This is a genomic window from Microbacterium sp. 05N427 (assembly GCF_056397105.1).
In genome coordinates this window covers 29,442-54,340 of the sequence record NZ_JBFTMT010000003.1, presented here as the reverse complement: position 1 = coordinate 54,340, position 24,899 = coordinate 29,442, and the positions used below count along the sequence as shown (strand labels likewise).

The 24,899-nt window shown below is 69.4% G+C and carries 21 protein-coding genes; 3 read left to right on the top strand and 18 right to left on the bottom strand.

What is annotated here, in order from left to right:
• The first annotated feature begins 324 nt into the window (after positions 1 to 324).
• Complete coding sequence (locus AC1DG4_RS04035; protein WP_477376349.1) at positions 325 to 1,002, top strand: YqaJ viral recombinase family protein; 678 nt, start codon at positions 325 to 327, stop codon at positions 1,000 to 1,002.
• A 55-nt stretch (positions 1,003 to 1,057) separates the two neighbouring features.
• Here AC1DG4_RS04035 and AC1DG4_RS04030 read toward each other — a convergent pair whose 3' ends face one another.
• The 10 genes from AC1DG4_RS04030 to AC1DG4_RS03985 form a co-directional block, all read right to left on the bottom strand.
• Positions 1,058 to 1,600: a hypothetical protein gene (locus tag AC1DG4_RS04030; RefSeq protein WP_477420187.1), complete on the bottom strand. Its 543-nt coding sequence runs from the start codon at positions 1,598 to 1,600 to the stop codon at positions 1,058 to 1,060.
• Entirely contained in the window at positions 1,597 to 2,241 is a 645-nt protein-coding gene (locus tag AC1DG4_RS04025; protein WP_477376345.1) for an LPXTG cell wall anchor domain-containing protein, read from the bottom strand. Before AC1DG4_RS04025 ends, AC1DG4_RS04030 begins: the two co-directional genes overlap by 4 nt.
• The gene (locus AC1DG4_RS04020; protein ID WP_477376343.1) at positions 2,238 to 2,849 is read right to left on the bottom strand and encodes a signal peptidase I; all 612 of its coding nucleotides are present in this window, start codon (positions 2,847 to 2,849) and stop codon (positions 2,238 to 2,240) included. The genes AC1DG4_RS04025 and AC1DG4_RS04020 overlap by 4 nt, the downstream gene beginning before the upstream one ends.
• A gap of 31 nt (positions 2,850 to 2,880) precedes the next feature.
• Positions 2,881 to 3,543 carry a SipW-dependent-type signal peptide-containing protein gene (locus AC1DG4_RS04015; RefSeq protein ID WP_477376342.1) on the bottom strand — a complete coding sequence of 221 codons (663 nt, stop codon included), beginning with the start codon at positions 3,541 to 3,543 and terminating at the stop codon, positions 2,881 to 2,883.
• 3 nt (positions 3,544 to 3,546) lie between these two features.
• Entirely contained in the window at positions 3,547 to 4,170 is a 624-nt protein-coding gene (locus AC1DG4_RS04010; protein ID WP_477421088.1) for a SipW-dependent-type signal peptide-containing protein, read from the bottom strand.
• A gap of 135 nt (positions 4,171 to 4,305) precedes the next feature.
• Positions 4,306 to 5,451 (bottom strand): SseB family protein, encoded by a 1,146-nt coding sequence (locus tag AC1DG4_RS04005; protein WP_477376338.1) that lies wholly within the window; start codon positions 5,449 to 5,451, stop codon positions 4,306 to 4,308.
• Positions 5,452 to 5,519: 68 nt separating this feature from the next.
• Entirely contained in the window at positions 5,520 to 8,024 is a 2,505-nt protein-coding gene (locus tag AC1DG4_RS04000) for an ATP-dependent helicase (RefSeq protein WP_477376336.1), read from the bottom strand.
• A gap of 78 nt (positions 8,025 to 8,102) precedes the next feature.
• A complete protein-coding gene (locus AC1DG4_RS03995; RefSeq protein ID WP_477376334.1) occupies positions 8,103 to 9,128 on the bottom strand; it encodes an ABC transporter permease in 1,026 nt (341 codons plus the stop codon).
• Positions 9,125 to 10,093: an ABC transporter ATP-binding protein gene (locus AC1DG4_RS03990; protein ID WP_477376332.1), complete on the bottom strand. Its 969-nt coding sequence runs from the start codon at positions 10,091 to 10,093 to the stop codon at positions 9,125 to 9,127. Before AC1DG4_RS03990 ends, AC1DG4_RS03995 begins: the two co-directional genes overlap by 4 nt.
• Positions 10,094 to 10,139: 46 nt before the next feature.
• On the bottom strand, positions 10,140 to 11,126 hold the full coding sequence (locus AC1DG4_RS03985; RefSeq protein WP_477377336.1) for a glycerophosphodiester phosphodiesterase family protein: 987 nt from the start codon (positions 11,124 to 11,126) through the stop codon (positions 10,140 to 10,142).
• A gap of 99 nt (positions 11,127 to 11,225) precedes the next feature.
• On the opposite strand from AC1DG4_RS03985, the gene AC1DG4_RS03980 reads away from it, so the two are divergent.
• A complete protein-coding gene (locus AC1DG4_RS03980) occupies positions 11,226 to 12,182 on the top strand; it encodes a Bax inhibitor-1/YccA family protein (protein ID WP_477376330.1) in 957 nt (318 codons plus the stop codon).
• Between the two features lie 109 nt (positions 12,183 to 12,291).
• Here AC1DG4_RS03980 and AC1DG4_RS03975 read toward each other — a convergent pair whose 3' ends face one another.
• Both AC1DG4_RS03975 and AC1DG4_RS03970 read right to left on the bottom strand, forming a co-directional pair.
• Positions 12,292 to 13,566, bottom strand: coding sequence for an RNA polymerase sigma factor (locus AC1DG4_RS03975; protein WP_477421087.1), 1,275 nt, complete (start codon positions 13,564 to 13,566; stop codon positions 12,292 to 12,294).
• A 5-nt stretch (positions 13,567 to 13,571) separates the two neighbouring features.
• Positions 13,572 to 13,997 (bottom strand): YciI family protein, encoded by a 426-nt coding sequence (locus AC1DG4_RS03970; protein WP_477376326.1) that lies wholly within the window; start codon positions 13,995 to 13,997, stop codon positions 13,572 to 13,574.
• A gap of 117 nt (positions 13,998 to 14,114) precedes the next feature.
• Between AC1DG4_RS03970 and AC1DG4_RS03965 the strand changes: the two genes are divergently transcribed.
• Positions 14,115 to 14,789 carry a DNA alkylation repair protein gene (locus tag AC1DG4_RS03965; protein WP_477376324.1) on the top strand — a complete coding sequence of 225 codons (675 nt, stop codon included), beginning with the start codon at positions 14,115 to 14,117 and terminating at the stop codon, positions 14,787 to 14,789.
• Positions 14,790 to 14,816: 27 nt separating this feature from the next.
• On the opposite strand, the gene AC1DG4_RS03960 is transcribed toward AC1DG4_RS03965, so the two are convergent.
• The 6 genes from AC1DG4_RS03960 to AC1DG4_RS03935 form a co-directional block, all read right to left on the bottom strand.
• The gene (locus AC1DG4_RS03960; RefSeq protein WP_477376322.1) at positions 14,817 to 15,755 is read right to left on the bottom strand and encodes an L-lactate dehydrogenase; all 939 of its coding nucleotides are present in this window, start codon (positions 15,753 to 15,755) and stop codon (positions 14,817 to 14,819) included.
• Between the two features lie 155 nt (positions 15,756 to 15,910).
• On the bottom strand, positions 15,911 to 17,497 hold the full coding sequence (gene guaA / locus AC1DG4_RS03955; RefSeq protein ID WP_477376320.1) for a glutamine-hydrolyzing GMP synthase: 1,587 nt from the start codon (positions 17,495 to 17,497) through the stop codon (positions 15,911 to 15,913).
• Positions 17,494 to 17,997 carry a DUF3817 domain-containing protein gene (locus AC1DG4_RS03950; RefSeq protein ID WP_477376318.1) on the bottom strand — a complete coding sequence of 168 codons (504 nt, stop codon included), beginning with the start codon at positions 17,995 to 17,997 and terminating at the stop codon, positions 17,494 to 17,496. Before AC1DG4_RS03950 ends, guaA begins: the two co-directional genes overlap by 4 nt.
• Positions 17,998 to 18,082: 85 nt before the next feature.
• Complete coding sequence (locus tag AC1DG4_RS03945; protein ID WP_477376316.1) at positions 18,083 to 19,279, bottom strand: type II toxin-antitoxin system HipA family toxin; 1,197 nt, start codon at positions 19,277 to 19,279, stop codon at positions 18,083 to 18,085.
• On the bottom strand, positions 19,272 to 19,577 hold the full coding sequence (locus AC1DG4_RS03940) for a helix-turn-helix domain-containing protein (protein ID WP_477376314.1): 306 nt from the start codon (positions 19,575 to 19,577) through the stop codon (positions 19,272 to 19,274). The genes AC1DG4_RS03945 and AC1DG4_RS03940 overlap by 8 nt, the downstream gene beginning before the upstream one ends.
• Before the next feature lie 155 nt (positions 19,578 to 19,732).
• Positions 19,733 to 24,715, bottom strand: a complete 4,983-nt coding sequence (locus tag AC1DG4_RS03935; protein WP_477376312.1) for an ExeM/NucH family extracellular endonuclease — start codon at positions 24,713 to 24,715, stop codon at positions 19,733 to 19,735.
• Positions 24,716 to 24,899 lie beyond the last annotated feature (184 nt).

The following is a 24,899-nucleotide window of genomic DNA, read 5'->3' as shown; positions in this document are numbered from 1 at the left end:
GGGCGATCGCACGCCGCGCGACACGACAAGGACCCGGCCGAGACACCGGACCCCGCGCGGACATCGGATCCCACCGAAACCACCGGATCCCACCGAACACACGGGAACTCGACGCACACAGCCCGTGCACTCGGCAGCGACCCGTGCACTCGACAGCACCCCGTGCACTCGGCATCGCAAAGCGCGAGAACACCGGATCTCGCCGAACACATGGAAACACGACGCCAACAAGCCATGCACTCGGCAACACCCCGTGCACACGACGTGGCTCGCGACGCGGCGCGCCAGGTCGTGGGCGTCGGTGGGCGGAGGTAGCCTCGATGGGTGACCCCGGAGCTCGAAGCGCGCATCATCGCGGATTCCCGCGATCGGGTGGCGTGGCTGCGCGCGAGGGCGCGCGGCATCACCGCGACCGACGTCGCCGGGCTCACCAGCGACGGCTCGATCGCCCGCGCGGCGGACGCGAAACTCGGCGCGGGACCTCGCTTCGGCGGCAACGCCTACACCGACCACGGCCGGCGTCGCGAGCCCGAGATCGCCGCCTGGGTTGCGGCCACGCACGGCATCATGCCCTCGTCGGCGCTGTTCTGCGCCGAGCTCGAGAAGCGCCATCTGGCCACCCCGGACGGCATCGTGCAGGAGTCCGACGGACGCGTCCTGCTGGCGGAGATCAAGACCACCAACAAATCGTGGCGGTCCATCCCCCGCACCTACCTGCGACAGGTGTGGTGGCAGCAGCACGTTCTCGGCGCCGAGCGCACGCTGTTCGTGTGGGAGGAGCACGACGACTTCAAGCCCATCCACGATGAGCCCAAGTCGGTCTGGATCGACCGCGACGATCGCGAGATCGGCCAGTTGGTCGGCCTCGCCACTCGTCTGATCGACGAGCTCTATCACCGCACGACGGGCCAGACGCCTCCCCGGCTCGCTTCTGCCGCGCCCAGCACCCGAGATGCGCTCCGCGAGCGCGACATGTTCCGCGCACTGGCCCTCGCGGAGTGACCCGCGGCCTCGCGGAGTGACCCGCACCGCGTCAAGCACGAGGATGCGAGCTCGATCAGCTCCCGTTCACGAACGTGCAGGTCGGAGTGCTCAGGATCGGCTTGGTGTAGGTGAGCGTCGACACGGTCGGCGACACCCAACCCGTCCATGCCTTGGTGCGCACGTTGGAGCTGAACGTCTCGCCGAGCAGGCCGCCCAGCAGCCCCGACAACAGGCTGCTGGTGAAGGTCGTCGTATAGACCCCGTTCACATCCGGCCCCGTCGTGGGCACCGCCTGCCATGCCGTTCCCGCGATCTGCCACTCCGTGTCAGCCGCGGCGGTGAAACCGGAGTAGGGCGCAGTCTGCGCCGTCCACTTCCAGGTGACCACCATGATGTTGCCGCCGAGCAGCGCACTCCGGCACGTCGACACTCCGGTGATCTGCGGCGGCACGAGTCGGACCGCGTGGATCCCGCTGCCTCCGGCGAACTCGGGATCGGTGTAGGACGCGTCGGTCCTCTGCAGCGGCGGGGCGAACAGGGTCAATCCGAGGAGCACGACGCCGAGAACCGCGAGGACGCCTGTGGCCGTCCTCCGTGCTCCGGTACGGCGGTTCATCGCTCGCCCCCGTCGCGCCGACGCCGTGCCGCGACGACGAGCAACACGGCGGCGGCGGAGACGAGCACGCCACCGGCGACGATGACGGGCACCGGTATGGCGCCGCCGGTCGCGGGAAGAGGATGCTCCGAACCCGGCCCGATCTGTACGGTGTCCCCGAATCCGTCCGCCTGCACCCTGATCTGCGTGGACGCGCCGTACCGTGCCTCGTCACCGATCCGCACGTCCAGGCGCAGGTGCGCGACGGCGTCCGCGGACATCGCCTCGAGCTCGACCGGCTGACCGCCGAGCGGCATCGTCCAGTCCGCTCGGAGCGTGCGCTCTCCCGATGAGCAGCCCGATTCCTGCCACGGATCCGCGCACGTGCGGACATCGATCGCGAGCGGCACGGCGCCGCTCGCGCTGACGCTCACCCGCACGGAACCCGGATCCGGGGCGTGCGCGCTGACCGTCAGGTCCCATCGCACGCTCATGCCGTCCGTCATCGCCGTCGCGGCGGACCAGTCCGCGCTCGACACGATCCGCACATACCTGCCTTGCACGGTCTCGGTCACGACCGCGGCCTGTGCCGGTGTCGCGCTCAGCGCCCCCAGCAGCCCCGTCACCAGGACCGTCGCGGCGAACCGGATCCATGTCGTCATGAACCCGGATCGCCCTCGGTCGCTTCGTCAGCACGCCGCGCGCGGCCGCTCGTCCGGGGCCAGAACGCCCAGATCACCAGTGCCGTCGCACCGAGGGTGAGCCCGCCGAGCACGAAGGGATTCCCGAACGCGACGATGACGGGCGCGAGACCGGGGATCGCGAAGCGCACGATACGCACCGTGCTGACCGGATAGGGCGCGGGGTCGTCCTGCGCGTTGGCGTCTCCGCGCAGCGTGATGAGCCGCTCGTTCGACGAAGAGCCGGCTTCGACCGCGCGCACCCGGTGCGTGACGGGCAGCTGACCCGGACGGTCCACCGTGACCACGTCGCCGACGTGCACCTGGCCGGCGGGGATCTGCTGGACGATCGCCACGGATCCCGCGGGGATCGTCGGCGACATGGATCCGGTGCGGAACATGATGAGGGTGATGTGCGCCGTGAAGGCCAGCACCACCAGCACGATGCAGATCAGACCGGCCAGCGCGGCGACCCAGAGCAGCACCTCGCTCAGCACGCCGCGCGCCGTCGGCCTGCGCCGCGGGGCGGTCGTGCCCGACTTGCGCTGAGCACGGCGGGTCAGCGGTGCCGGGGTCGTCGCCTGGGTCACGATCCTTCTCCTTCTCGTCCTGTGTGCGATGTCAGCTCGACGTCGCGACGAACTGCCAGGTCTGGGTCAGCGCCAGACCCTGCGCGCCATTGCCGACCGTCGAGGGCATGGTGATCGCGAAGCAGTAGTTCACCTGATTCCCGCCGTTCGCGGCGACAACCTGGGATCCGGCCGCCGAGGTGTTCAGCGTCGCCCCGTCTGCGATGACGACCGCGGATCCTGCCGCGGCGTAGTCGGAGGCCGAGGCGCACTGGGCGGCGGTCACGGTCTTCACCCCGTAGGTGAGGTAGTCGGCAAGCGTGCCGCCGGCGTAGGTGCTGGCGGTGAGCTTGACCGTGCCGGCGACCGAGGGGTTGGCGGTCTTCACGCTGAACAGCGCGTAGACCGTCTTGCCCGGCGAGAGCGCCGCCGCGTCCGCTGCCGCAGCGAAGGTCATCGCGATCGCCGTGCCCGCGGTCGCATGACTCGCGAAGCTCGTGCCGTTGATGCTGCCGACGACATCGAACCTCCCGGCGGTGAACGTGCCCGTGGCGTACTCGCCGTCGTTCCAGCTCGCGAGCGTCACGGTGGCGCCGACGCCGAGCACCAGCCCGCCGGCGAGCACCGCCCTGATCCGTCTCAGGGCGAGCCCTCGCCGGCGCGTGCGGAGGCGGCGACGCGTCGGCACGACGGTCGTGGTCTCCTCGTCAGGCATGGGTCAGCTCGAGGTGGCCGTGAACGACCAGGTCCCGGTCGCAGCCCCTCCCTGGGCGAGGGACGACTTCGCGKTGGCGACGAAGCACAGCTGCGTGGCGGTGCCCGCCGTGCCCGCCGTCGCACCCTTGGTGAGGGCGACGCTGGATCCGGTCGTGAAGGTCGTGAGGTCGGTGCCAGAGGCGACGAGGGTGCCGGTGGTGGCGGTCGCGTCGCACGTCGCGGCGGGCGCGATCGAGTACACGGAGTAGGAGATGTTGGTCGAGTTGGCGCCTGTGCCGGTTCCGGTCGATGCCACCAGCGTCGCGTTGTTCGTCGTCGTGCTGTCCAGGCGCACCCAGAACGGCGCGTAGACGACGTCGCCCGGCGTGAGGTTGCTGAACGGCGCACTGAAGCTCAACGCAGCGGCCGTGTCGCCCTTCGTCACGTTGTGGTTGCTGAACCCGGTCGCCGCGGAGGTCGTGGATCCCTCGAGGTTGAAAGAGCCGGCGGTGAAGGTGCCGGTCGCGAATTCGGAGTCGTTCCATGCGGCGAGCGTGATGGCCGCGCCCACGCCGAGGACGAGGCCTCCGGCGAGCACAGCGAGGATCTTGCGACGGTTGCGTGTGGAGGATGCCTCGGTGTTCATGGTGTTCCTTGCAGTAAGGGGCTGATGCACCCCATCCTGGAAGCCGGAATACCGGTATGCAAGGAACCGGTCGCGTTCTTCAGGCTTCCTTCAGGGAACCTTGAGGAGCGCAGGAGCGCGGCCTTGGACGCGCTCTCACTCGGCCGGAGCGAGCGCGATCACAGGCGCGAGAGCCTCGCGACCCACGGCGATCGCGGGACCCGCGGCGTCGATCAGCACACCGCTCATCCCGGGCTGCTGCACCAGCACGCCGCCGATCTGCTCGGCGGTGAACGGCAGGGGCTGGTCGCCGCGGCCGAGCGCGATGACCTCGAGCGGGTGGCTGAACAGCTGCAGGTAGCGCGAGCCATCGGCGGTGTGCGCCTCCGCCACGCCGTACTGACCGTCGCCGTCGACGTCGCTGACCGCGACCCAGAGCCGGGCGGTGGTGAGCGCCTCGACGACGCGCGCCTCGGAGTCCGCCTCACGGGGCGCTGCGAGCAGGGCCTTGACGGCGAACGTCGGATCCGCCTCCTCCAGCGCCTTCTGCAGGATCTCCGAGGGGAACACCACGCGGTGCGGCTCAGAGGCGTTGTCGATGATGAGGCCCGCGAACGGTCCGTCGACGACGTTCTGGTACACCGCCTGCACGGGCTGCACCACGGCCGAGGTCTCCGCCGGGTCCTCGTCGCCCTGCTGCACGGAATCGCGCACCGCGGCGGCCGAGCTGAACGCCAGCATGAAGGAGTTCTCGCCATCGTTGACGACCGCGATGGCCAGCGGCTTGCCCTCCTTGATCTGCTCACCGGCATCGCCGCTCACGCGCAGGAAGAGGTTCCCCTGCAGCGACTGACGCAGCACGCCCAGCAGCTCGGCCTGGCTCGCGTCGTCGCTGAGCTGCGCAAGGGCGTCGCGCAGCAGCGCGTTGTCGGGCATGCCGGGGATCGACTCGGTCTGCTCCGGCGGATCCACCGGGGCGAGCGGAAGCGGAGGACGACCAGACGGCGTCTGCACCTGTGCGGGCACGATCGGCGTCTCGTCCCCGACGGGATCGATCAGGTCGTGTCCGGCCTCTGGGGTCTCGGCGGGAGGGGCGACGGCAGGGCCGGAGGGAGAGCCCAGGCCACGGAAGGCCTGCACCGAGACGTTGACCACCGGAGCGGCGGCGTCGCCGACAGGCTCCGCGGACGACGTGACGCCGGACGCGCTCGCCACGGCTTCCGGAGTGGCTTCCGCGGCGGCGGGAACCGACTCCGGCGTGACGTCGTCGTCCTGCTTCTTACGGCGCGAGAAAAGGCCCATTGCCCCAGCCTAAACCGGGACCGCCCTTCGTCACGTCCCGTGCGCGCACGACCGCCGCCCGACGGAGATCAGAGCTTCTCGATGGGCGCGATCTTGACGAGCAGCTTCTTCTGGCCTGCCGTGTCGAACCGGACGTGCGCGATCCGCTTCGCGCCCTCGCCGGTGATGGCCTCGACCTTGCCCTCTCCGAAGTCGTCGTGACGAATCCGATCGCCCGCGGCGAGATCGAGGTCGCCGTTGTCGCGCACCTTCCCCGTGACCCGGTTCGGGAACTTGTCCATCGCCGTCGAAAGCGGCTTGAGCCCGTCCCGCTTCGGCAGCGCCCGCGGAGCGAACCTGTCGCCGGATCCGCCGCCGGATCCGCTCGATCCGTACCCTCCGGATCCGCCGGGGCGGCGGGCGTTGAGCGCTCGGGACTGCATCCCGCCGCGCGAGTTCACGTCTCCCGGGGACTGGCGCCAGTCGATGAGCTCGGCCGGGATCTCCTGCAGGAACCGACTCGGCATCGCGACCGAGACCTCGCCGAACTGCGCGCGGGTCATCGCGAGCGAGATGTGCAGACGCTTGCGCGCGCGCGTGATGCCCACGTAGAAGAGCCGTCGCTCCTCCTGCGGACCGCCGGGCTCGTTCGCCGAGATCCGGTGCGGGATGAGGTCCTCCTCCACACCGGTCACGAACACGGCGTCGAATTCGAGGCCCTTTGCCGTGTGCATCGTCATGAGCGAGACCACCCCCGACTCGTCATCGAGGTCGTCGGCGTCGGAGACGAGCGCGACCTCGGTGAGGAAGTCGGCGATCGTGCCCTCTGGATTGTTCCGCGCGAAGTCGCGGGTCACCGCGATGAGCTCGTCGAGGTTCTCCAACCGTGCCTCGTCCTGCGGGTCGCGGCTCGCGCGCAGCGCATCCATGTAACCGCTCTTCTGCAGCAGCAGCGTGAGCCCCTCGGCGACCGCGGTGGGCGGTGCCACCTCGCCGGAGGCCGGCAGCATGATCTCGGTCGCCTCGCGCAGCACGGCGTCCAGCAGCGCGATCGCCGCCTGGATCTTGGGTCCCACGCCGAGTTGGGTCGGGTGCGCGAGCGCGTCGCGGAAGCTCAGCCCGTGCTCCTCCGCGAAGCGCGCGATCGACGTCTCTGTGACGTCGCCGATGCCGCGGCGAGGCTTGTTCAGGATCCGGCGCACGGCCATCTCGTCGGCCGGGTTCGCGACCGCGACGAGATACGCCATCGCGTCCTTGATCTCAGCACGCTCGTAGAACTTCGTGCCGCCCATGATCTTGTACGGCACGGCGGAGCGGATGAAGATCTCCTCCAGCGCACGGGACTGCGAGTTGGTGCGATAGAAGACCGCCATCTCGCCGTAGGGCATGCCCGAACGGCGCAGAGCCTCGACCTCGTCCGCGACGAACTGCGCCTCGTCGTGCTGCGAATAGCCGGTGAAGCCGACGATCGACTCCCCCGCGCCCTTGTCGCTCCAGAGCTTCTTGTCCTTGCGGTCGAAGTTGTTGCCGATCACCGCGTTGGCCGCCGACAGGATGTTCTGCGTCGAACGGTAGTTCTGCTCGAGCAGCACCACCTTCGCGCCGGGGAAGTCGCGCTCGAACTCACTGATGTTGCGGATGTCGGCGCCACGGAACGCGTAGATCGACTGATCGGAGTCTCCGACGACGGTGAGCGACGCGCCCGTCTGGTCGGCTCCCGATGCCGCAGAGGGGTCGGGCTCGAAGATCATCATTCCGTTGGCGGCATACGGCTCTGGCACATCGCCCTGCACCGGACGGGTGAGCTCGTGGATCAGGGCGTACTGAGCGGCATTGGTGTCCTGGTACTCATCGACGAGGATGTGCCGGAAGCGACGACGGTAGACGTCGGCGACCTGCGGGAACGCGCGGAAGAGGTACACGGTCTGCCCGATGAGGTCATCGAAGTCGAAGGCGTTGGCCTTCTGCAGCTGGCGCTGGTAGTCGGCGAAGACCTCGATGAAGACGCGCTCGGCCGGATCCGACATGTTGGCCTGCCGGGCGTAGGACTCCGCGTCCTGCAGCTCGTTCTTGAGCTTCGAGATCCGCGACTGCATCGCCGCAGGGGTGAAGCCGAACGCGTCGGCCTCATGCTCCTTCACGAGGCGCTTGATGAGCGCGCGCGAGTCGCCCGAGTCGTAGATCGTGAACGACTTCGTGAAGCCGAACTGCTCGGCCTCGCGGCGCAGGATCCGCACGCACGCGGAGTGGAACGTCGAGATCCACATGCCGCGCGCGGAATCGCCCACGAGCTGCTCCACGCGCTCGCGCATCTCCCCTGCGGCCTTGTTGGTGAACGTGATCGCCAGGATCTGGCTGGGCCAGGCCTCCCGCTGACGCAGCAGCAGGGCGATGCGGCGAGTGAGCACGCTGGTCTTGCCCGACCCCGCGCCGGCGACGATCAGCAGCGCCTGGCCCCGATAAGTGACCGCGTCGAGCTGCTGCGGGTTGAGCCCCGCGAGCAGGTCGTCGGCGGAGGCGCCGGAGGTCGGCCCGGCCGGCCCTCGAACGGAGGATCCGGGCGGGAGGATGACGGGGGAAGGGGCTTCGCTCATGACCTCCCAAGTCTAGGTCCGACCGCCGACATCGAAGCGGGCCGACGCCGCACCCGACACCCGCGCGGAGCCTGCGCGTCAGGCGATCCGGGTACCCGGCGGCAGCCGCCGTGCCGGGGTGCGCGTGCGCGCCCATGCCCCCGCGAAGAGTCCGCCCGCGATCACGACCTGGATCCCCAGCCCCACGAACCAGCTGGGCGTGGTGGATTCGATGATCTCCTCGGGCGTCGGCCGCCCGGCATCGGAACTCTGCAGGCACGGGTCGTAGGTGTTGAGCGTCTGCGGCGGAAGCTGCGCAGAGCGCACGGCGAGCTTGATCCCCCCGAACATGTCGTTCGGGGAGCCGTACTCGGAGTACGTCGTCGGAGTGGCGTCGGCGAGGACCACGAACGGATTCGCCGCGAGGAAGCCCCATACGTAATCGAAGCGCTGCTGCGGCGCCGTCCTCGTCTCCCAGCTGTCGCAGATCGGTGCGCCCTGCGCATCCCAGGAACGGTCGCGCACCTCGACGTCGGTGCGGATCACGGATCCGGCGAGCCCGAAGATCAGCAGCGTGCCTACGCACAGCGCGGCCACCACGAGATACGTGTTCGCGACGGAGAACAGCGGGCGCGCGACGAGCCCGCTCCAGCCGACGCCGATCGCCGCGACGATGACGATCTCGGCAGCGAGCACGAGCAGCGAGACCAGCAGAACGTCGAGGCGCACCGCCCCCGTGAGCATGGCGACCACGAGGAACGGCACGGCCACCACGAGGAAGGCGGAGCCCGTGATGATCGCCGCCAGGAGTTTGCCCAGTATGATGTCCCCGGTACTCGCCAGAGTGATCTGAAGACTCGCGAGCGTCGCGGCATCGCGGTCGCCGTTGATCGAGGATCCGCTCAGCGTCGGCGAGATCAGCACCACGAGCAGCAGCACCAGCATGACGATCACCGAGTACGCCCCGGCTCCCGCCGTCGGATTGTACGAGAACGCCATCAGCGACAGCACCGTGACGATGAGCAGCACGAGCGCGAACACCCCGAGCAGCACGTACCATCCGGCGCTGCGCAGCCGCTGCGTGAGTTCGAGACGGGCGATGGTCCAGATCCGCGCGACGCTCATCGGACGCCCCCTCCGTCGTGCGGCGAATCCCCGAGAGAGAGGAAGGCCTGCTCCAGTTCGCTCTGCGCGGGCGCGAACGCACTCACGGCGACTCCGCTGCCGATGAGCCGGGCGAGCCCCGCCGCCGCATCGCGGTCGTCGCCGAACACCGCGAGCACGTCGCCCCGGTCGATGCCGAGCGCATCCGTCGCCACGCCGAGCGCGGCCGCGACGCCCGCGCGGGGATCGGATCCCGCCGCTGCGGGACTCTCCGCCCCTGCGTCATCGGAGCGCGGGTCGTGGAGGATCCGGATCCGCCACGCGCGCGCCTGTACGGCAGGTGCGTCCACGACCGTGCCCGCGACGAGGAAGACGGTGTCGTCCACCACTTCTTCGAGCTCCGACAGCACGTGGCTGGAGATGAGGACGGTACGCCCCTCCGCGGCGAGCCGGCGCAGCAGCACCCGCAGTTGCACGCGGGCTTCGGGGTCGAGCCCCGAGGCCGGCTCATCCAGCAACAGCACCTGAGGGTCGTGCACGAGTGCCCTGGCGAGGCCGAGCTTCTGCTTCTGGCCCCGGGAGAGCACCTTCGCCGGGGACGAGGCTAGTTTCTCGAGACCCACCAGGTTCAGCAGCTCGGCCGAACGTCGCTGAGCGTCCTCACGCGCGAGACCGTGCAGCCTGGCCGTGGTCAGGATGCTCTCGTGCACGGTGAGCGAGGGCCAGGCTCCCAGCGCATCGGGCATCCACCCCAGCACCCGTCGAGCCCCTGTGGGATCCGCGACAGGGTCGATGCCGCCGACGCGGATGCTGCCGCGGTCGGGCGCGAGCAGCGACGCGAGCATGAGCAGCAAAGTCGTCTTCCCCGCACCATTGGGCCCTACGAGCCCGGTGACCCGACCCGTCTCCGCCCGGAACGTCGCATCGCGCACCGCTCGCACGCGTCCGAACGACCGGCCGATCCCCTCCACGACGATTCCGTCCATGCGGTCAGCATAGGAGACGCGTAGGAATGATGCCCGGCGAACCCGCTCAACCCCGGAACGCGACCTGCCCGAGATCGGGATGATCCACGAAGACGCCGTCCACGCCGGTGTCCCCGATCGCCGCCCATTCCGCCCGGTAGTCCCCGAACGCGGCCTGGGCGCCGTGGCGGAACCGGCGGTCGAGGAAGGCGTTCTCAGGGCGGCAGGTCCAGGTGAACACGACGAGGCCGCGCGCGTGCGCCTCCGCGACCAGCCCGTGCCCTGTGGGGCGCAGCAGGATCTGCTTGTCCACGCTGATGCCGTCGACGATGCCGCTCAGGGCGTCGAGTCCCGCCGGAGTGAGGGTTTCCGCATAGGCCACGGCCGCCGCTCCATCCCGCGCGACGAGATCCGCCGGAGCCCCCTCCGCCTCGAGCAGATAGACATAGGTCCCCCGCACACCGCGCGTGCGCAGGGCGCCGAGCACGGTCAGCTCGAAGGACTCGAGCCACAGCGGATGCTCCCCCGAGCCCCAGCCCGCGGCCCGCAGGGCGCGCTCGACCAGCGCAGCGAGGTCGTGCCCGATCCCGGCGAAGTAGGTGGCGTGCTTGATCTCCAGGACGACGCCGAGTTCGCGGCCGTGCTCGGCCGAGGCCTCCGTGACGAGCGCGAGCAGATCGGACAGCCGCAGGATCGGTTCGGTGTCGTCGAACCCCGCGGATCCGGGCCTCAGCGCGGGCACGCGCTCCCGGCAGCGCAGCGTGGCCAGCTCGGACCAGGTGAAGTCCTCGGTGAACCAACCCGTGAGCGGCACTCCGTCGATGGGCTTCGTGGTGCGCCGATCGGCGAACTCGGGATGGTCGGCGACATCGGTCGTCCCGGAGATCTCGTTCTCGTGCCGAATCACCAGCACGCCGTCACTCGTCGCCACCACATCGGGTTCGACCGCGTCCGCGCCCATCGCGAACGCGAGGCGGTAGGAGGAGGCGGTGTGCTCCGGACGATAACCGGGAGCGCCGCGATGGCCGATGATCAGGGGGACGTCGAGCGGGATCCGTCGGGTCACGCTCTCAGCGTACGGCAGTGCCGTACAGAGGATCCGCCGCTATCGTAGAGGGAAGATGACCACCACTTCTGAGGAGTGAGGCCGACCATGAGCAACTTCGCGTTCAACAACCCGGCGTTCAAGGAGAAGGATCCGCGCGCTGTCGCGACCTATCCCGGAGGCCCGCAGGCGGGCGCCCAGAACGGGCAGTACGCGCCGCCGCCGCCCGCCGGCCAGTTCGCCGCGGCCCAGCAGGCCGCCGTGAACGCCAACCTCGAGGGCATGTACGCGGCTCCGCCCGCAGGTGCCATCGAGACCGACCGCATGACGGTCGAGGACACCGTGTGGAAGACCGCGGGCCTGTTCGGCATCCTGCTCGTCTTCGCCGTGATCGGCTGGTTCTTCACGCTCGGCGGCGCGGCAGTGCCCGACACCACCGACCCCTACGTGCGCGCGGCTGCGATGAGCAAGATCGCGCTGTGGCCGTGGCTCGTCGGCGCGCTCGGCGGCTTCGTGCTCGCGATGATCGTGAGCTTCACCTCGCGCAAGAAGGTGCGCCCCGGGCTGATCTTCGCCTACGCGGCGTTCGAGGGTCTGTTCGTCGGCGGCATCTCGGCCTTCTTCGAGGTGATGTGGCCCGGCATCGTGCTGCAGGCCAGCCTCGCGACCGTCGCCGTCGTCGCGGTCACCCTGGCCCTGTTCGCCAGCGGCAAGGTGCGCGCCTCCGCGAAGATGACCAAGATCGTGATGATCGCGATGCTCGGCTACCTCGTCTTCTCGCTGCTGAACGTCGGCCTCATGCTGTTCAACGTGCTGCCGCAGAACATGATGTTCGGCCTGTACAGCGCCAAGATCGGCCCATTCCCCCTCGGCCTCATCATCGGCGTGCTCGTCGTGTTCCTCGCCGCGTACTCGCTCGTGATGGACTTCGACCAGATCCAGCAGGGTGTCCGCAACGGCGCCCCGCGCGTCTACGGCTGGCTCGGCGGCTTCGGCATCATGGTCACCGTCGTCTGGCTGTACGTCGAGATCCTGCGCATGATCGCGATCGCCCGAAGCAACTAGCCTCGGTTCGGAATCGCACGAAGGCCGCTCTCCTCGGAGGGCGGCCTTCGTCGTCGGCACGGAGTCGTCGGTGCGGTGCGGATTCGACGTCGCCGAGGCGTCCTCGCGCTCAGCCCCGCGCCTTCTGTTCGAGCAGCGCGCGTTCGCGGTCGTTGCCCGCGAGGCCGGCCGCGACCGCGAACTCCGACCGCGCCTCCTCCGCCCGCCCGAGGCGCAGTAGCAGCTCACCACGGGTCGCCGGCAGCAGATGGTATCCCCGCAGTGCACCGCCCTCGGCGAGGGCGTCGATGATGCGCAGCGCCGAAGCGGGTCCCGTAGCCATCGCGACGGCGGCGGCGCGGTTGAGCTCGACGACCGGCGACGGAGCGATCCGGCCGAGCGCCTCGTACATCAGCACGATCATGGCCCAGTCGGTCTCCTCGACGGAGGGCGCCACGGCATGGYACTCCGCGATGGCGGCCTGCAGCGCGTACGCGCCGCGCCCCCGGCCGAACGCGTCCGCACGAGCCAGGGCGGCACGTCCGCGCGCGATCCTGCCGCGGTCCCACAGCCCGCGGTCCTGATCGGCGAGGAGCACCGGATCCCCGTGCGCATCGACCCGTGCCGGGAAGCGGGCGGCGGTGAGCTCCATGAGGGCCAGCAGCGCGTGCACGTCGGGCTCGCCGGGCAGGAGCGCGGCGAGCACCCTGGCGAGCCGGATCGCCTCACGACCCAGGTCCGGACGCAGCAGGTCCTCCCCTGCGGTCGCCGCGTGCGCCTCGTTGAACACCAGGTACAGCACACCGAGCACGGCGCCGAGCCGCGCCGGGAGATCCTCCCTCGACGGCACCTCGAACGGAGCCTTCGCCGCGGCGAGGGTCTTCTTGGCGCGCACGACCCGCTGCTGCACGGTCGCGGTCGGCACGAGGAACGCGCGAGCGATCTGCTCCGTGGTGAGGCCGCCGACCACGCGCAGCGTAAGCGCCACGCGGGCCTCACGCGACAGCACAGGGTGGCAGGCGATGAAGACGAGCCTCAGCACGTCGTCGTCGATCGCGTCGGGATCCCACGGCGGCGCGTCGAGGGCGTCGTCCTGCTCCCGCGCAAGATCGTGGGCTATCACCGCGAGTCGGTCGTCGTAGCGCTCCCTGCGCCGCCAGCCGTCGATCGCGCGGCGCTTGGCGACCGCCGTCAGCCACGCGGCGGGGTTCGCGGGGATGCCATCTTGCGGCCACTGCGCGAGCGCCTCCAGGAGCGCGTCCTGGGCGAGGTCCTCCGCCAGCCCGAAGTCGCCGGTGTAGCGGGTCAGGGTCGCGACGATGCGCGCCGACTCGATGCGCCACACCGCGGCGACGGCGCGCTCCACCGGGGAGCCCGCCGTCGCCGTGGAATCGGATCCCGGCATGGTCCTCACTCGGCCGCGCGGGCGGCCGCCTCCTCGCGCCAGCCGGCCTCCTTCTGGATCCACTCGTTGTCGGCCGGGAAGTCCTCCATCTCGGTGACGCGGCGCACCTCGAGGTACGAACCCGCGCTGAGAGGGGCGCGCTTGGCCCACTCCGCGGCCTCTTCGCGAGTGGACACCTCGATGATCCAGAAGCCGTTGAACAGCTCCTTGGTCTCGCCGTAGGGGCCATCCGTGACCAGGGGCGCCTCGGCGGAGAAGTCGACGACGAAGCCCTCGGCCGCGTCGGTGAGTCCCTCACCGGCGAGCAGCACGCCCGCCTTGATCATCGACTCGTTGTACTTCCCCATCGCCTCGATGACCTGCTCGAAGGGGATGTTCTTGAACGCCTCGACGCCCTGGTCGTCCGCACGCATGATCAGCATGAACTTCATGGTCTCTGTCTCCTCGTCTCAGGTCGTGTCTCGACCCTCTCATTGAAGACGTCGAACGAGAAGACGCCGGATCGACAGTCCGTCGAAGATTCTTCAAAAGATTTCTACACTGCTGAGGTGACCTCCTCCTCGCCCCTCGCCGCCGCCGTCCGAGCGGTCCTGCGCGACGCCGCGGATCCGACCCTCGCCCCCGGTCAGCAGGCGTACATGAAGTCGGCCATGCCGTTCCTCGGAGTGAGGGTGCCCGAAGTCAGGCGCCTCACCCGAGAGACCGCGCGCGGCCTCACGGATGCGGACGAACTGCGCGACGCGGCGCTCGAGCTGTGGCGGGGCGCGGAGTATCGCGAGGAGCGCTATGCCGCGCAGGCCCTGATGGCGCTGCGACCGCTGCGCGGGCGGCTCGACATGCTGGACGTGCACGAGGAGATGGTCCGCACCGGCGCGTGGTGGGACCACGTCGACGAGGTCGCGCACCGCCTCGCTGACCTCCTCGACGCGCATCCCGCCGAGCTGGCCGTGGAGCTGCGGGTCTGGGCCGATGACGCGGACTTCTGGATCCGCCGGGTCGCGATCATCTCGCAGCTTCAGCGCAAAGGCGCCACCGACCGCGCGCTGCTCGCCGACACGATAGAGCCGAACATCGCGGATCCGGAGTTCTTCATCCGCAAGGCGATCGGATGGGCGCTGCGGGATCTCGCACGCACCGATCCCGAGTGGGTGCGCGGTTTCGTCGACGCCCATCCCGCCCTCTCGCCGCTGAGCCGCCGCGAGGCGCTCAAGCACCTCGGCTGAGGCCGGCAGCGCGGGCCAGGGCGCCGGTCAGCCCAGCTCGTCCAGCGCGGCCCGGATCGCCGCGGCCGAGGCGGCGAGCTTGGCCTCCTCCGAGGCCGTCATCGGCGTCCCCGACACGGGAACGGCGCCCTCGGCGCTCACCACGCAGGGAATCGACAGCGCGACCCCTTCGATGCCGTGCACTCCGTCGAGCACGGGCGCGACGGGAAGCACCGCGTGCTCGTCGTTCAGCACCGCCTCCACGATCCGCGCCGCGCTCACCCCGATCGCCAGGTTCGTGGCGCCCTTGCCGCGGATGACCGCGTAGGCGGCGTCGCGCACCTCGATCGCGATGCGGTCGAGTTCCTCGGGCGTGAACGGCTCGTCCGCCGGCCAGTCCAGGATCGGCACGGGCCCGATGGTCGCGTTGGACCAGAGCGGGAACTGGGTGTCGCCGTGTTCGCCCACGATGTCGGCGTGCACGCTCGCGGTGCTCACCCCGGCACGCTCGGCGAGCCGCCAGCGCAGCCGGGAGGTGTCCAGCACCGTACCGGATCCGAAAACCCGCGCGGCGGGCAGACCGGTGATCCGCTGCGCGATGACGGTCATCACGTCCGCCGGGTTCGTCACGATGACGTACACCGCATCCGGCGCGCGCTCGATCAGCGCGGGCAGGAGGCTCTGCAGGATCCGCACGTTCGTGCCGGACAGCTCCATGCGGGTCTGGCCGGGTTGCTGCTTGGCGCCGGCCGTGACGACGACCACGTCGCTGCCCTCGACCACGGAGAGGTCGGATCCGCCGCTCACCGACGATGCGGTGAACTGGGTGCCGTGTGCGAGGTCGAGCACCTCGGCATCCACCTTCTCCGTGGCGATGTCGTACAGCGCGACCTCCGCCGCGCTCCCCCGGATCAGTGCCGCATAGGCGACGCTCACCCCGACCCCGCCCGCTCCGATGACCGTCAGCTTGGTGCGCCCGTTCGCCATGCCCCCATCCTGCCGGATCCGCAGGACGTCAGGCGCCGCCCCCGGAAACGCCGAGGCCCCCTCTGGCCGTCGGGGCCCCCTCGCACGCGCGTACGCGGGAGGGGGCTTCGACAACCACAGGGGGCCTCGATGAAGAGCGAGGGCCAGCTAGACCGTCACTCCCACTCGATGGTTGCCGGCGGCTTCGAGGTCACGTCGAGGACGACGCGGTTRACCTCGCGCACCTCGTTCGTGATGCGGTTCGAGATCTTCGCGAGCACGTCGTACGGCAGGCGGGTCCAGTCGGCGGTCATCGCGTCCTCGGACGAGACGGGGCGCAGCACGACCGGGTGACCGTAGGTGCGGCCGTCGCCCTGCACGCCGACCGAGCGCACGTCCGCGAGCAGCACCACCGGGCACTGCCAGATCGTCTGATCGAGACCGGCGAGCGTGAGCTCCTCGCGGGCGATCGCATCGGCCTCGCGAAGGATGTCGAGACGCTCGCCGGTGACCTCGCCGATGATGCGGATCCCGAGGCCGGGTCCGGGGAACGGCTGGCGTCCGACGATCGCCTCGGGGATCCCGAGCTCACGGCCGATCGCGCGCACCTCGTCCTTGAACAGGGTGCGCAACGGCTCGATGAGATCGAAGTCGAGGTCGTCGGGAAGGCCGCCGACGTTGTGGTGCGACTTGATGTTCGCGGTGCCCGCGCCGCCGCCGGACTCGACGACATCGGGGTACAGCGTGCCCTGCACGAGGAACTTGACCTTCTCACCCGAGGCCTTGGCCTCCTCGACGAGGTCGCGCTGCACCTGCTCGAACGCGCGGATGAACTCGCGGCCGATGATCTTGCGCTTGGTCTCCGGATCCGTCACACCGGCGAGGTGTCCGAGGAACGTGTCCGCCGCGTCGACGGTGATCAGGCGCACGCCGGTCGAGGCGACGTAGTCGCGCTCGACCTGCTCGCGCTCGCCCTTGCGGAGCAGACCGTGGTCGACGAAGACCGCGGTGAGCTGGTCGCCGATCGCCTTGTGCACGAGCGCCGTGGACACGGCGGAGTCGACGCCGCCGGACATCGCGGAGATCACGCGGGCGTCGCCGACCTGGGCGCGGATGCGCTCGACCTGCTCGGCGATGACGTTGTCGCTGTTCCAGTCGGCCGGAAGCCCTGCGCCCTTGTGCAGGAAGTTCTCGATGATCTCCTGGCCGTGGTCGGAGTGCTTCACCTCGGGGTGCCACTGCACGCCGTAGAGCTTGCGCTCCTCGTCCGCGAACGCGGCGACCTTCGTGGAGCCGGTCGAGGCGAGCACCTCGAAGCCCTCGGGGGCGCGGGCGACCTGGTCGCCGTGGCTCATCCACACGTTCTGCTCGGCGGGCTGGCCGCCCAGCAGGGTGGAGTCGTTGACCGGGATCATCGCGTCGGTGGCGCCGTACTCGCGCAGGCCCGTGTTCGCGACCTCGCCGCCGAGCGTGCGAGCCATGTACTGGAAGCCGTAGCAGATCCCCAGGGTCGGGACCCCGAGCTCGAACACGGCAGGGTCGAGCTGCGGCGCGCCCTCCTCGTAGACCGAGGACGGACCGCCGGAGAGGATCAGGGCGACCGGGTTCTTCGCCGCGATGTCGGCGGCGGTCGCGGTGTGCGGCACGATCTCGCTGTAGACGCCGGCCTCACGGACGCGGCGAGCGATCAGCTGTGCGTACTGCGCACCGAAGTCGACGACGAGGGCGGGACGCTGCTCGGTGTCGGGAGTGTTGTCGGTCAACGGGCACCTTCCGTGGCGGGAGTGGTCGAGGAGGTCTGGTCGGGATCGGTCCCTGAGCCTGTCGAGGCTTCCCGCGAGGAGAGATACGCCTTCACCTCACGGGCGACGCGGGTCTCCATGATGAAGGAGAGGAACGGCACGACACCGCCGAGGGCGAGCATGATGAAACGCAGGAACGGCCAGCGCATCAGGCTCCACACCCGGAAGCAGGCGAAGAGGTACACGACGTAGAACCAGCCGTGCGCGACCAGGATCCCCATCGAGAGGTTCAGGCCGTTGCCGGTGGACTCGAGGCCGCCGTGCACGCCCTCGACGACCGGAGCGAACCAGAGGAAGCCGCCGGATCCGCCCGCGAAGAGCTCGAGGTGGATCGGGGTGTACTTGAGGACCATCTCCGTGACCAGGAGCAGGAGCATGACGCCGGTGATCACAGAAGCGATCTGGTAGAACTTCAGCGCCCCGCGGATGGCCGGGAAGCTCGCGGCTTTCGGTTCGGGCATGCCTCCAGTCTAAACGCCGGACCTGTGCGCGCTTCCCGCGCGAGCGGCCGCCCGACGGTGACCGATCGTGGAGACCTCCCGAAAGTCAGCGATCGCCGCCGAGGGATGCCGCGGCGTCCTCGATGCGCGTACGCATGATGTCGATCGATCGCGCGTCGGCGCCATGGACCTCCGCCCGACGAGACAGCGTCGGGAAGACTTCTGCGAATCGTCGGAGCTGGCGCCGCGCGGAAGACATCCTCATGTCGAAGAGTTCGAGCGCATCATCGGCGAGGAAGGAGTCGAGCGTCAGCTCTCGAGTGCCGAAAAGTGCGAGCTCATGACCCCGGCCGTCACCCAGCGGTCGCGGATTGACGTCGAAGGCCGGCGAAAGCGCCCAGTCCACTCCGTGTCGACGAAGGAAACCATGGTTGCGCAGATGATCGTCGAGATTGCCGACGAGGACGCCAAACACGGCGCGACGCCAGAGCTCCGTGACATCCGCCCCGTTCGTGCGCGCGAAGTCGACAAGATCCATCCAGTCCCCGCCTTCGCCATCGGCGGACTCGAGTGCRGTCATTCCCGAGATGTACGGGATCCGGATCTGCTCCGCGGTGCGGTCGAATCTGCGCAGAAGCAGAATCGTGCGCTTCTCACCGTCGACGACGAGAGTCCTGGTCGAATGCGCCGGAACGTCGATACCCACGGTTCCCATCGCATCGAGCATCGCCGCTTCCCATGCCATGACGTTCCAGTCGTCGCCGTCCGGCTTTGGAAACTTCGCCAGCCACAGCTCATCTCCGATCAGGACGTTGGCCTTGGGGCGCGCCCCGCCCAGTGAGCCCGTCGCCTGGAACAGCCGACGAACGTCGACATCGGTGATCTTCTCGTCACCGCGCTGAACCTGGTCCGCCACGCGCAGAACCTCCGCAAGGTCCTCCTCCACGGGAGTCCCATCGCCATCTGCCACTGCTGTGCCGTCGAGCCAGAATCTCGTAGCTCCTTGCCGACTCCTGTCGTTCACGCGAAACATCAAAGAAAGCTCGTCGAGGGAACGTCCGGCCGCACGATTCAGCACCTTCCTCCCCCAGGTGTCCGGCGCCGAATCGCTGAAGGGGTTCGTCGGCGCCAGCGCCTGCGGCCCGGGGAAGAGCGGAAGAGAGGGAGCGAGGGCGAACGCCCTGCGATTGCTCAGATAGCTGGCTGTGTAGACGAACGAACCGCTTCGCCGGGCACGATGAATGGTGCCCGCCAGCACCTCATCCCTGCCGACAACCGTCGTCACCTCGAAGGTGTCAGCCATCGCGACGCACACGCACACGCTCGGGGAGCTTGTCGTCGACCATCAGACGACCGCGCTCCGTCTCATACGGGTCGCTCGCCACGACGACTCCGTCCATGAGCCCCAGGACGCGCAGGACCCGCAGCGTGATCTCCAGGCTCGCCCCTCCGCCGTTCTCGAGTCGGCTGATCGTCGGCGGAGTGGTCCCGGCGCGCTCGGCGACCATCTTCGCCGTCAGCCCCAGCAGCTTGCGCTGCGTCGCGAGATTCCGCCCGATGTCGCGGAGCGCCCGGCGGACGGGAGTGGGAGTCATCGACATGTCTTCATTCTACTTAACTATCTCTTTATCTAAGCTGCTTTTAGATAAAGAAACATTGATCGAATAGGGAGGTGATGTGAAGAACACGCTGCGTGCGGGAACGACGAAGGCCGCCGGATCCGAGGATCCGACGGCCTTCGCAGGTCAGCGCAGAATCACTCCGTGCGCAGGCGACGCCGGGCGACGATCAAGCCCAGGCCGAGCGCGAGCAGCACCACGGCGAGGAGGATGAAGGAGCCCGAATCCGCACCGGTCAGTGCAAGACCGCTGCCGGTCCCGGATCCCGCCGCGGCGACGGTGATCGCCGCCGTGATCTGGGAGCCGTCCGCCAGGATCGCCACCACGTGGTGCTCCCCGGGAGTGGTGTCGGCCGGGATCGTGACGGTCGCCGAGAACGCGCCGTCCCCGTTGGTCGTCACCGAGCCCAGCGAGACCGGGGTGGAGTGCAGCTCGAGCGCGATGGCCTGGTTCTCATCGAGACCCGATCCCGCGATCGTGACCGTGCCGCCCGCGGCGACCGAGGAGGCGCCGAGCTTGAGCTGTCCCTTGCCACGGACCACGGTGACGGCGGCGGTCGCCTCGTCCCCGTCGGCCTGGGTCGCGGCGACGAGGTAGTCCCCGCCCTTGGTCGAGCGCGGCACCACGGGCGAGACCGAGAACGAGCCGTCCTCGCCGACCTTGACGGTGCCGAGGTCGATGACCGTGCCCTTCTTGCCCTGCTCGCGCAGCTGCAGCGTCAGCGTCTCACCGGGCTCGAAGGCCTGGCCGGTCAGCGTCAGCTTCTCGCCCGCGAGGACCTTGGCGGTTCCGACCGACACGGTCCCGTTGAAGGATCCGGTGTCGGATCCGGCGACCGTGATCGGCAGGTCGACCGCGGTTCCGGTGCCGGCGACCGCGACGTGCAGAGCCTGCGCGCCGGTCACGCCCTCGGGGATCGTGAACGTCAGCGTGGCCGTGCCGGCCTCGTCGTAGGCGTCCACCGTCATGGCCGGGTTCACCGGCGACGTGGCCAGATCCTTGCCGTCGAGCGAGACGGTGACGTCACCGGGGGCCTTCTCCCCCGCGGTGAACGCGAGCGAGCTGAGGGTCAGCGTGACGCTCTCCCCTGCCTTGTAGCCGGCCGCATCTGCGGGAGCGGAGAGCACCGTGCCGACCGCGCGCTGGGCGAGGTCCGGGGATGCCGTCTTGTTCGCCGCGAACCAGTCGACCATCGACTGCAGGTCCACCTTGCCGGTGTCCTTCTTGTCGGTGCCCTGCTGGAACGCGGTGAACGCGTCGCCGCCCGCCGCGAGGAAGGCGTTCGCGCCCACGGTGTACGTCGCGGCGTCATCGATCGGAGCGCCGTGCACGAAGACGCCCGTGATGTGCGAACCCGCCGCAGCGGCCGGGTCGTACGTGTAGGTCAGCTCCTTGGAGACGCCGAGCTTGAGGAACGGACGCGCCGAACCCACGGGCTGCCACTGCTGCTCGAGCACCTGCTTCACCTGCGCGCCGGTGAGCTTCACCGTCATGAGGGTGTTCGCGAAGGGCTGCACGGTCGCGGCCTCCCGGTAGCTCACGCTGCCGTCCGCATCCCCTGCGCCGTTCGACGCGTAGGTGAGGTTGGCGCGCAGACCACCCGGGTTCATGATGGCGAAGTCCGCACCGGTGGACCACTTCTGCACGTCGGCCACGAAGTTGCCCAGGGTGGACTCGCCACCACGGTTCTCCGTCTTGCCGTCGCTCTGCCGAGCCCGGTTGAAGTCGGCGGTGATGTCACCGAGCTTGACCGAGCCGAGCTCGTCGGCCTTCTTCTTCGCCGCATCCACGATCGCCTGCACCGCGGGGTCGGCCGGGTACTGCGGGACCTTGTTCACGGTGAGGGGCTTGATCTCGTTGGTGATCGAGAGCAGCTTCTTCGTGGCCGGGTCGACCTTGATGTCCATGAGGCCCATGTTCTCGCCGTACTGTCCGGCGGACACCACCGGGCGCCCGTCGATCACGTGGTTGTAGGCGAGATGGGTGTGCGCCGAGACGATCGCGTTCACGTCCTTGTCGACGCCGTTCACGATCTCGCCGAGGCGCGACTCCGGGGTGATGCTGGCCACGTCGGTCGTGGTCGCGCCTTCGTGCACGAGCAGGATGATCACGTCGGCCTCGCCGTTGGACGGATCGCCGTCCTTGAGCGCGTGCGCGACCTGGTTCACCGAGGTCGCGATGTCGCGCACCTCGAGGCCCTTCATGCCGTCCGGCGAGACGAGGGTCGGAAGATCCTCGGTCACCGCTCCGATGAAGCCCACCTTGATGCCCTGCACCTCCTTCACCCACGACGGGGTGAGGGCCGGCTTGCCGTCGGCCGTGAGGAATACGTTCGAGCTGAGGTAGGTCCAGTCCGCGCGCGGGATCACCCGGTCGCGGAGGTCGGCGTACCCCTGGTCGAACTCGTGGTTGCCCGCGGCGCTCACGTCGAGCCCGGCCGCGTTGAGCGCATCGATGGTCGGGTTGTCCTGCTGGATGAACGACGTGAACGTCGAGGCGCCGATGAGGTCGCCCGCGGCCGCGAAGATCGTGTTCGGGTTCTGCGCCCGGAACTGCTCGACCGCCCCGGCCACCACCGCGGCTCCGGCGGCGGCGCCGTCGGCCTCGATGCGTCCGTGGAAGTCGTTGATCGTCGCGACGTTGATGTCGATCGGATCCGCCGCGCCCTTGACTCCGACCAGGATCGGGTCGTGGTCGCTGGAGCGGTACGGGGTGCCCGCCTCTGTGGCCGCGAACGCGTAACCGCGGTCACTCCACTCGGGCGAGTTGATGTTCCACACTCCGGCGCCGGTGATGGCCTTCGCCGCGGACGGCGACGCGATCACGTGGTCGAGGGATCCGAGCTCGCCGTCGAAGGAGTAGGTGTACTGCCCGGCGGCGTGGGTCGGCTCGACGTCGGTCCACCCGGCCTGGGTGAAGACGTCGATCGGGTCCTCCTTGCCGTAGGCGTTGAAGTCTCCGACGAGGAAGACGTCGTCACTGCCGGAGTCCTTCTGCACCTTCTGCGCGAACGCGAGCTCGGCCTCGGCCTGCGCGACGCGGTCGGCGTTGAAGAAGCCCTGGCCGTCGGCCGGCTCCGGTCCCGCGTTCTGCGGCGGGGACTTCGACTTCAGGTGCGTCGTGACGACCGAGAGGACGCGCCCCTGGGCGGTCTGGAACGTCTGGGCGATCGGCTCGCGGGCATTGCCGAAGACGGTCTCGTCGATGATGGTCGACGCGTCGCCCTTGAGGGTGACGGATGCCTTCTTGTAGATGATCGCGGTCGTGATCGCGTCGGTGATCGACGGGTCGTTCAGCGCCGCGGGCGTGCGGACGTAGTCCCACACCTCGGATCCGGCCGCGTCGTTGAGCCCCTGCACGAGGTTCTTCAGCGGGGCGTCGAGGGCGAGGCCGAACTTCGGTCCGTTCTCGACCTCCATGAGACCGACGACGTCGGCGCCCAGGCCGCTGATCGCCGAGACGATCTTCGAACGCTGGATCTGGAACTGCGCGTCTGTCTTGGCGCCGCGCGCGTTCGCGTCCTGGCTCGAGAGCGTGGTGAAGAAGTTGTAGACGTTGAACGACGCCACCTTCACGTCTCCCCCGACGGTCGGCGGGGTGGCCGGACGCGGGTTCTCGCTGGCGAACGTCGGCTTGTGCGACGCGTCGCTGGTGCCCGAGATCGGCACCACCGGCTGCAGCCGCCAGTCGTCGAAGCCGTACTGCAGGACCTCGCCCTCCGTGGGGAAGTTCACGGTGTCGCCGTTGCGGACGACCGTGTCCTTCGTGAAGTACGGCTGGCCGCCGGTGTGGCCGCCCTTGCCGATCTGCGAGGACCAGCCGTCGTCGAGCAGGATCCGGTTCGCGCGGTTCGCAGCCGTGATCGCGTCGGCATCGGCACCGGGGCGCGCAAGCTCGGTGGCCTTCACATTGAGCTTGTCGCCCGCGTTGAGCCACAGCGCGCCGTAGTTGTAGAGCTGGTGGCTGGAGGCGAGCTTGTAGGTGCCGGAGGGCGCGACGAGCATGTTCTCGTACGCCTCGCGGTCGGCGCCACGCACGGTGTCGGGCAGCGCGACCGGCTGCGGCACGCCGGCGCCGGCCTTCACGACCGACACGTCCCCGACCGCGGCCGGGTTGATCTGGGTCTGACCGAAGTACTCCGAGACCTTGCCGGTCACCGACACGAGGTCGCCACGCGCGGCGGAGGGGGCGAGCGCGTTCAGGTAGACGAAGATGCCGTCCGAGGCGCCGTCGGTCTTGGTGTCGCCGCCGGTGCCCTCGGTCTGGATGCTGATGCCCTTGTACCCGCCGGTGCGGTAGTCGCCGGTCACGATGCCCTGCACCGTGACGGTCTGGTCGACGTACGGCGACGTATCGGTGGTGCCCTGGACCTCGGCGATGGTCTTCGTCTCACCGGGAGCCTGGGTGTCGGTCGGCGTCGGGGTGGGAGTCGGCGTCGGCTCGGGGCCGGGGCCCGAGCCGTTGTCCGAGGAGTTGGTGGGGGTGATGGCCGCCGAGAGCGCGAAGTCCGCGTTGTTGGCATCGCTGTCGGCGCCGCCCGCGCGGTTCAGCGACTTCACATCGGTGTTACCTGCGGGCGCCGTCGCGGCCGCTCCCTCGTACGTGTTCGAGGTGCCGTAGCCGAGCAGGTCGATCACGTTCGCGTCGCCGGTGACGGATCCCGTCGGCAGCGTGATCGCCGCGGCGCCCTTGACGAGGGCGATCGTGCCCGTGGTGCCGCTGGGGTTCAAGCCGCCGGTCGCGTCCGGCGTGGGCAGTGCGGCGCCGTTGGAGCCGTTGCTGCCGCCCTGCACGAGGTAGTAGCCGTGCGCGGGGATGGATCCGGCGAGCGGCACGACGCCGGTCGAGGCGCCTGTTCCCGCTGCGGAGCGGTACTGGATCGACGCGTTGTCGAGAGCGATCGCCGCGTCGGTGGGGTTGTAGAGCTCCACGAACTTGTTCGCGTAGGCCGCCCCGGCGCTGCCGCCGGAGAGGTAGACCTCGTTGATCACGACGCCGGTGCCGGTCGTATCGGCGAACGCCGGAACGGCCGCGAGGCAGCCGAAGCTCAGCGCGGCGACGGTGGTCGCGGCAAGGGCGCCGAGTCGCGCCCCTCTTCTGCGGAACGACGAGGGAACCACTCGGTCTCCTCCATCGGGGACGGACTTCATCAGCGCTGCCTCCATGGAACGGATGCGACGGCTCCCGGTCGGGATCGTCGGCATGCGGCGCATTCGGGCAGCCGCACACCTCACCGACGATAGGCGAGGCTATGGGCCATCTTCAAGGAAGATATGCACTGGCTGAAAGCTGTTCACCGGCTCG

Excerpts from the sequence above, each read along its gene's own strand:
- AC1DG4_RS04030 (WP_477420187.1), bottom strand. The coding sequence starts at position 1,600 with ATGAACCGCCGTACCGGAGCACGGAGGACGGCCACAGGCGTCCTCGCG.
- AC1DG4_RS04025 (WP_477376345.1), bottom strand. The coding sequence starts at position 2,241 with ATGACGACATGGATCCGGTTCGCCGCGACGGTCCTGGTGACGGGGCTG.
- AC1DG4_RS04015 (WP_477376342.1), bottom strand. The coding sequence starts at position 3,543 with ATGCCTGACGAGGAGACCACGACCGTCGTGCCGACGCGTCGCCGCCTC.
- AC1DG4_RS04005 (WP_477376338.1), bottom strand. The coding sequence starts at position 5,451 with ATGGGCCTTTTCTCGCGCCGTAAGAAGCAGGACGACGACGTCACGCCG.
- AC1DG4_RS04000 (WP_477376336.1), bottom strand. The coding sequence starts at position 8,024 with ATGAGCGAAGCCCCTTCCCCCGTCATCCTCCCGCCCGGATCCTCCGTT.
- AC1DG4_RS03995 (WP_477376334.1), bottom strand. The coding sequence starts at position 9,128 with ATGAGCGTCGCGCGGATCTGGACCATCGCCCGTCTCGAACTCACGCAG.
- AC1DG4_RS03990 (WP_477376332.1), bottom strand. The coding sequence starts at position 10,093 with ATGGACGGAATCGTCGTGGAGGGGATCGGCCGGTCGTTCGGACGCGTG.
- AC1DG4_RS03980 (WP_477376330.1), top strand. The coding sequence starts at position 11,226 with ATGAGCAACTTCGCGTTCAACAACCCGGCGTTCAAGGAGAAGGATCCG.
- AC1DG4_RS03970 (WP_477376326.1), bottom strand. The coding sequence starts at position 13,997 with ATGAAGTTCATGCTGATCATGCGTGCGGACGACCAGGGCGTCGAGGCG.
- AC1DG4_RS03960 (WP_477376322.1), bottom strand. The coding sequence starts at position 15,755 with ATGGCGAACGGGCGCACCAAGCTGACGGTCATCGGAGCGGGCGGGGTC.
- AC1DG4_RS03950 (WP_477376318.1), bottom strand. The coding sequence starts at position 17,997 with ATGCCCGAACCGAAAGCCGCGAGCTTCCCGGCCATCCGCGGGGCGCTG.
- AC1DG4_RS03940 (WP_477376314.1), bottom strand. The coding sequence starts at position 19,577 with ATGTCGATGACTCCCACTCCCGTCCGCCGGGCGCTCCGCGACATCGGG.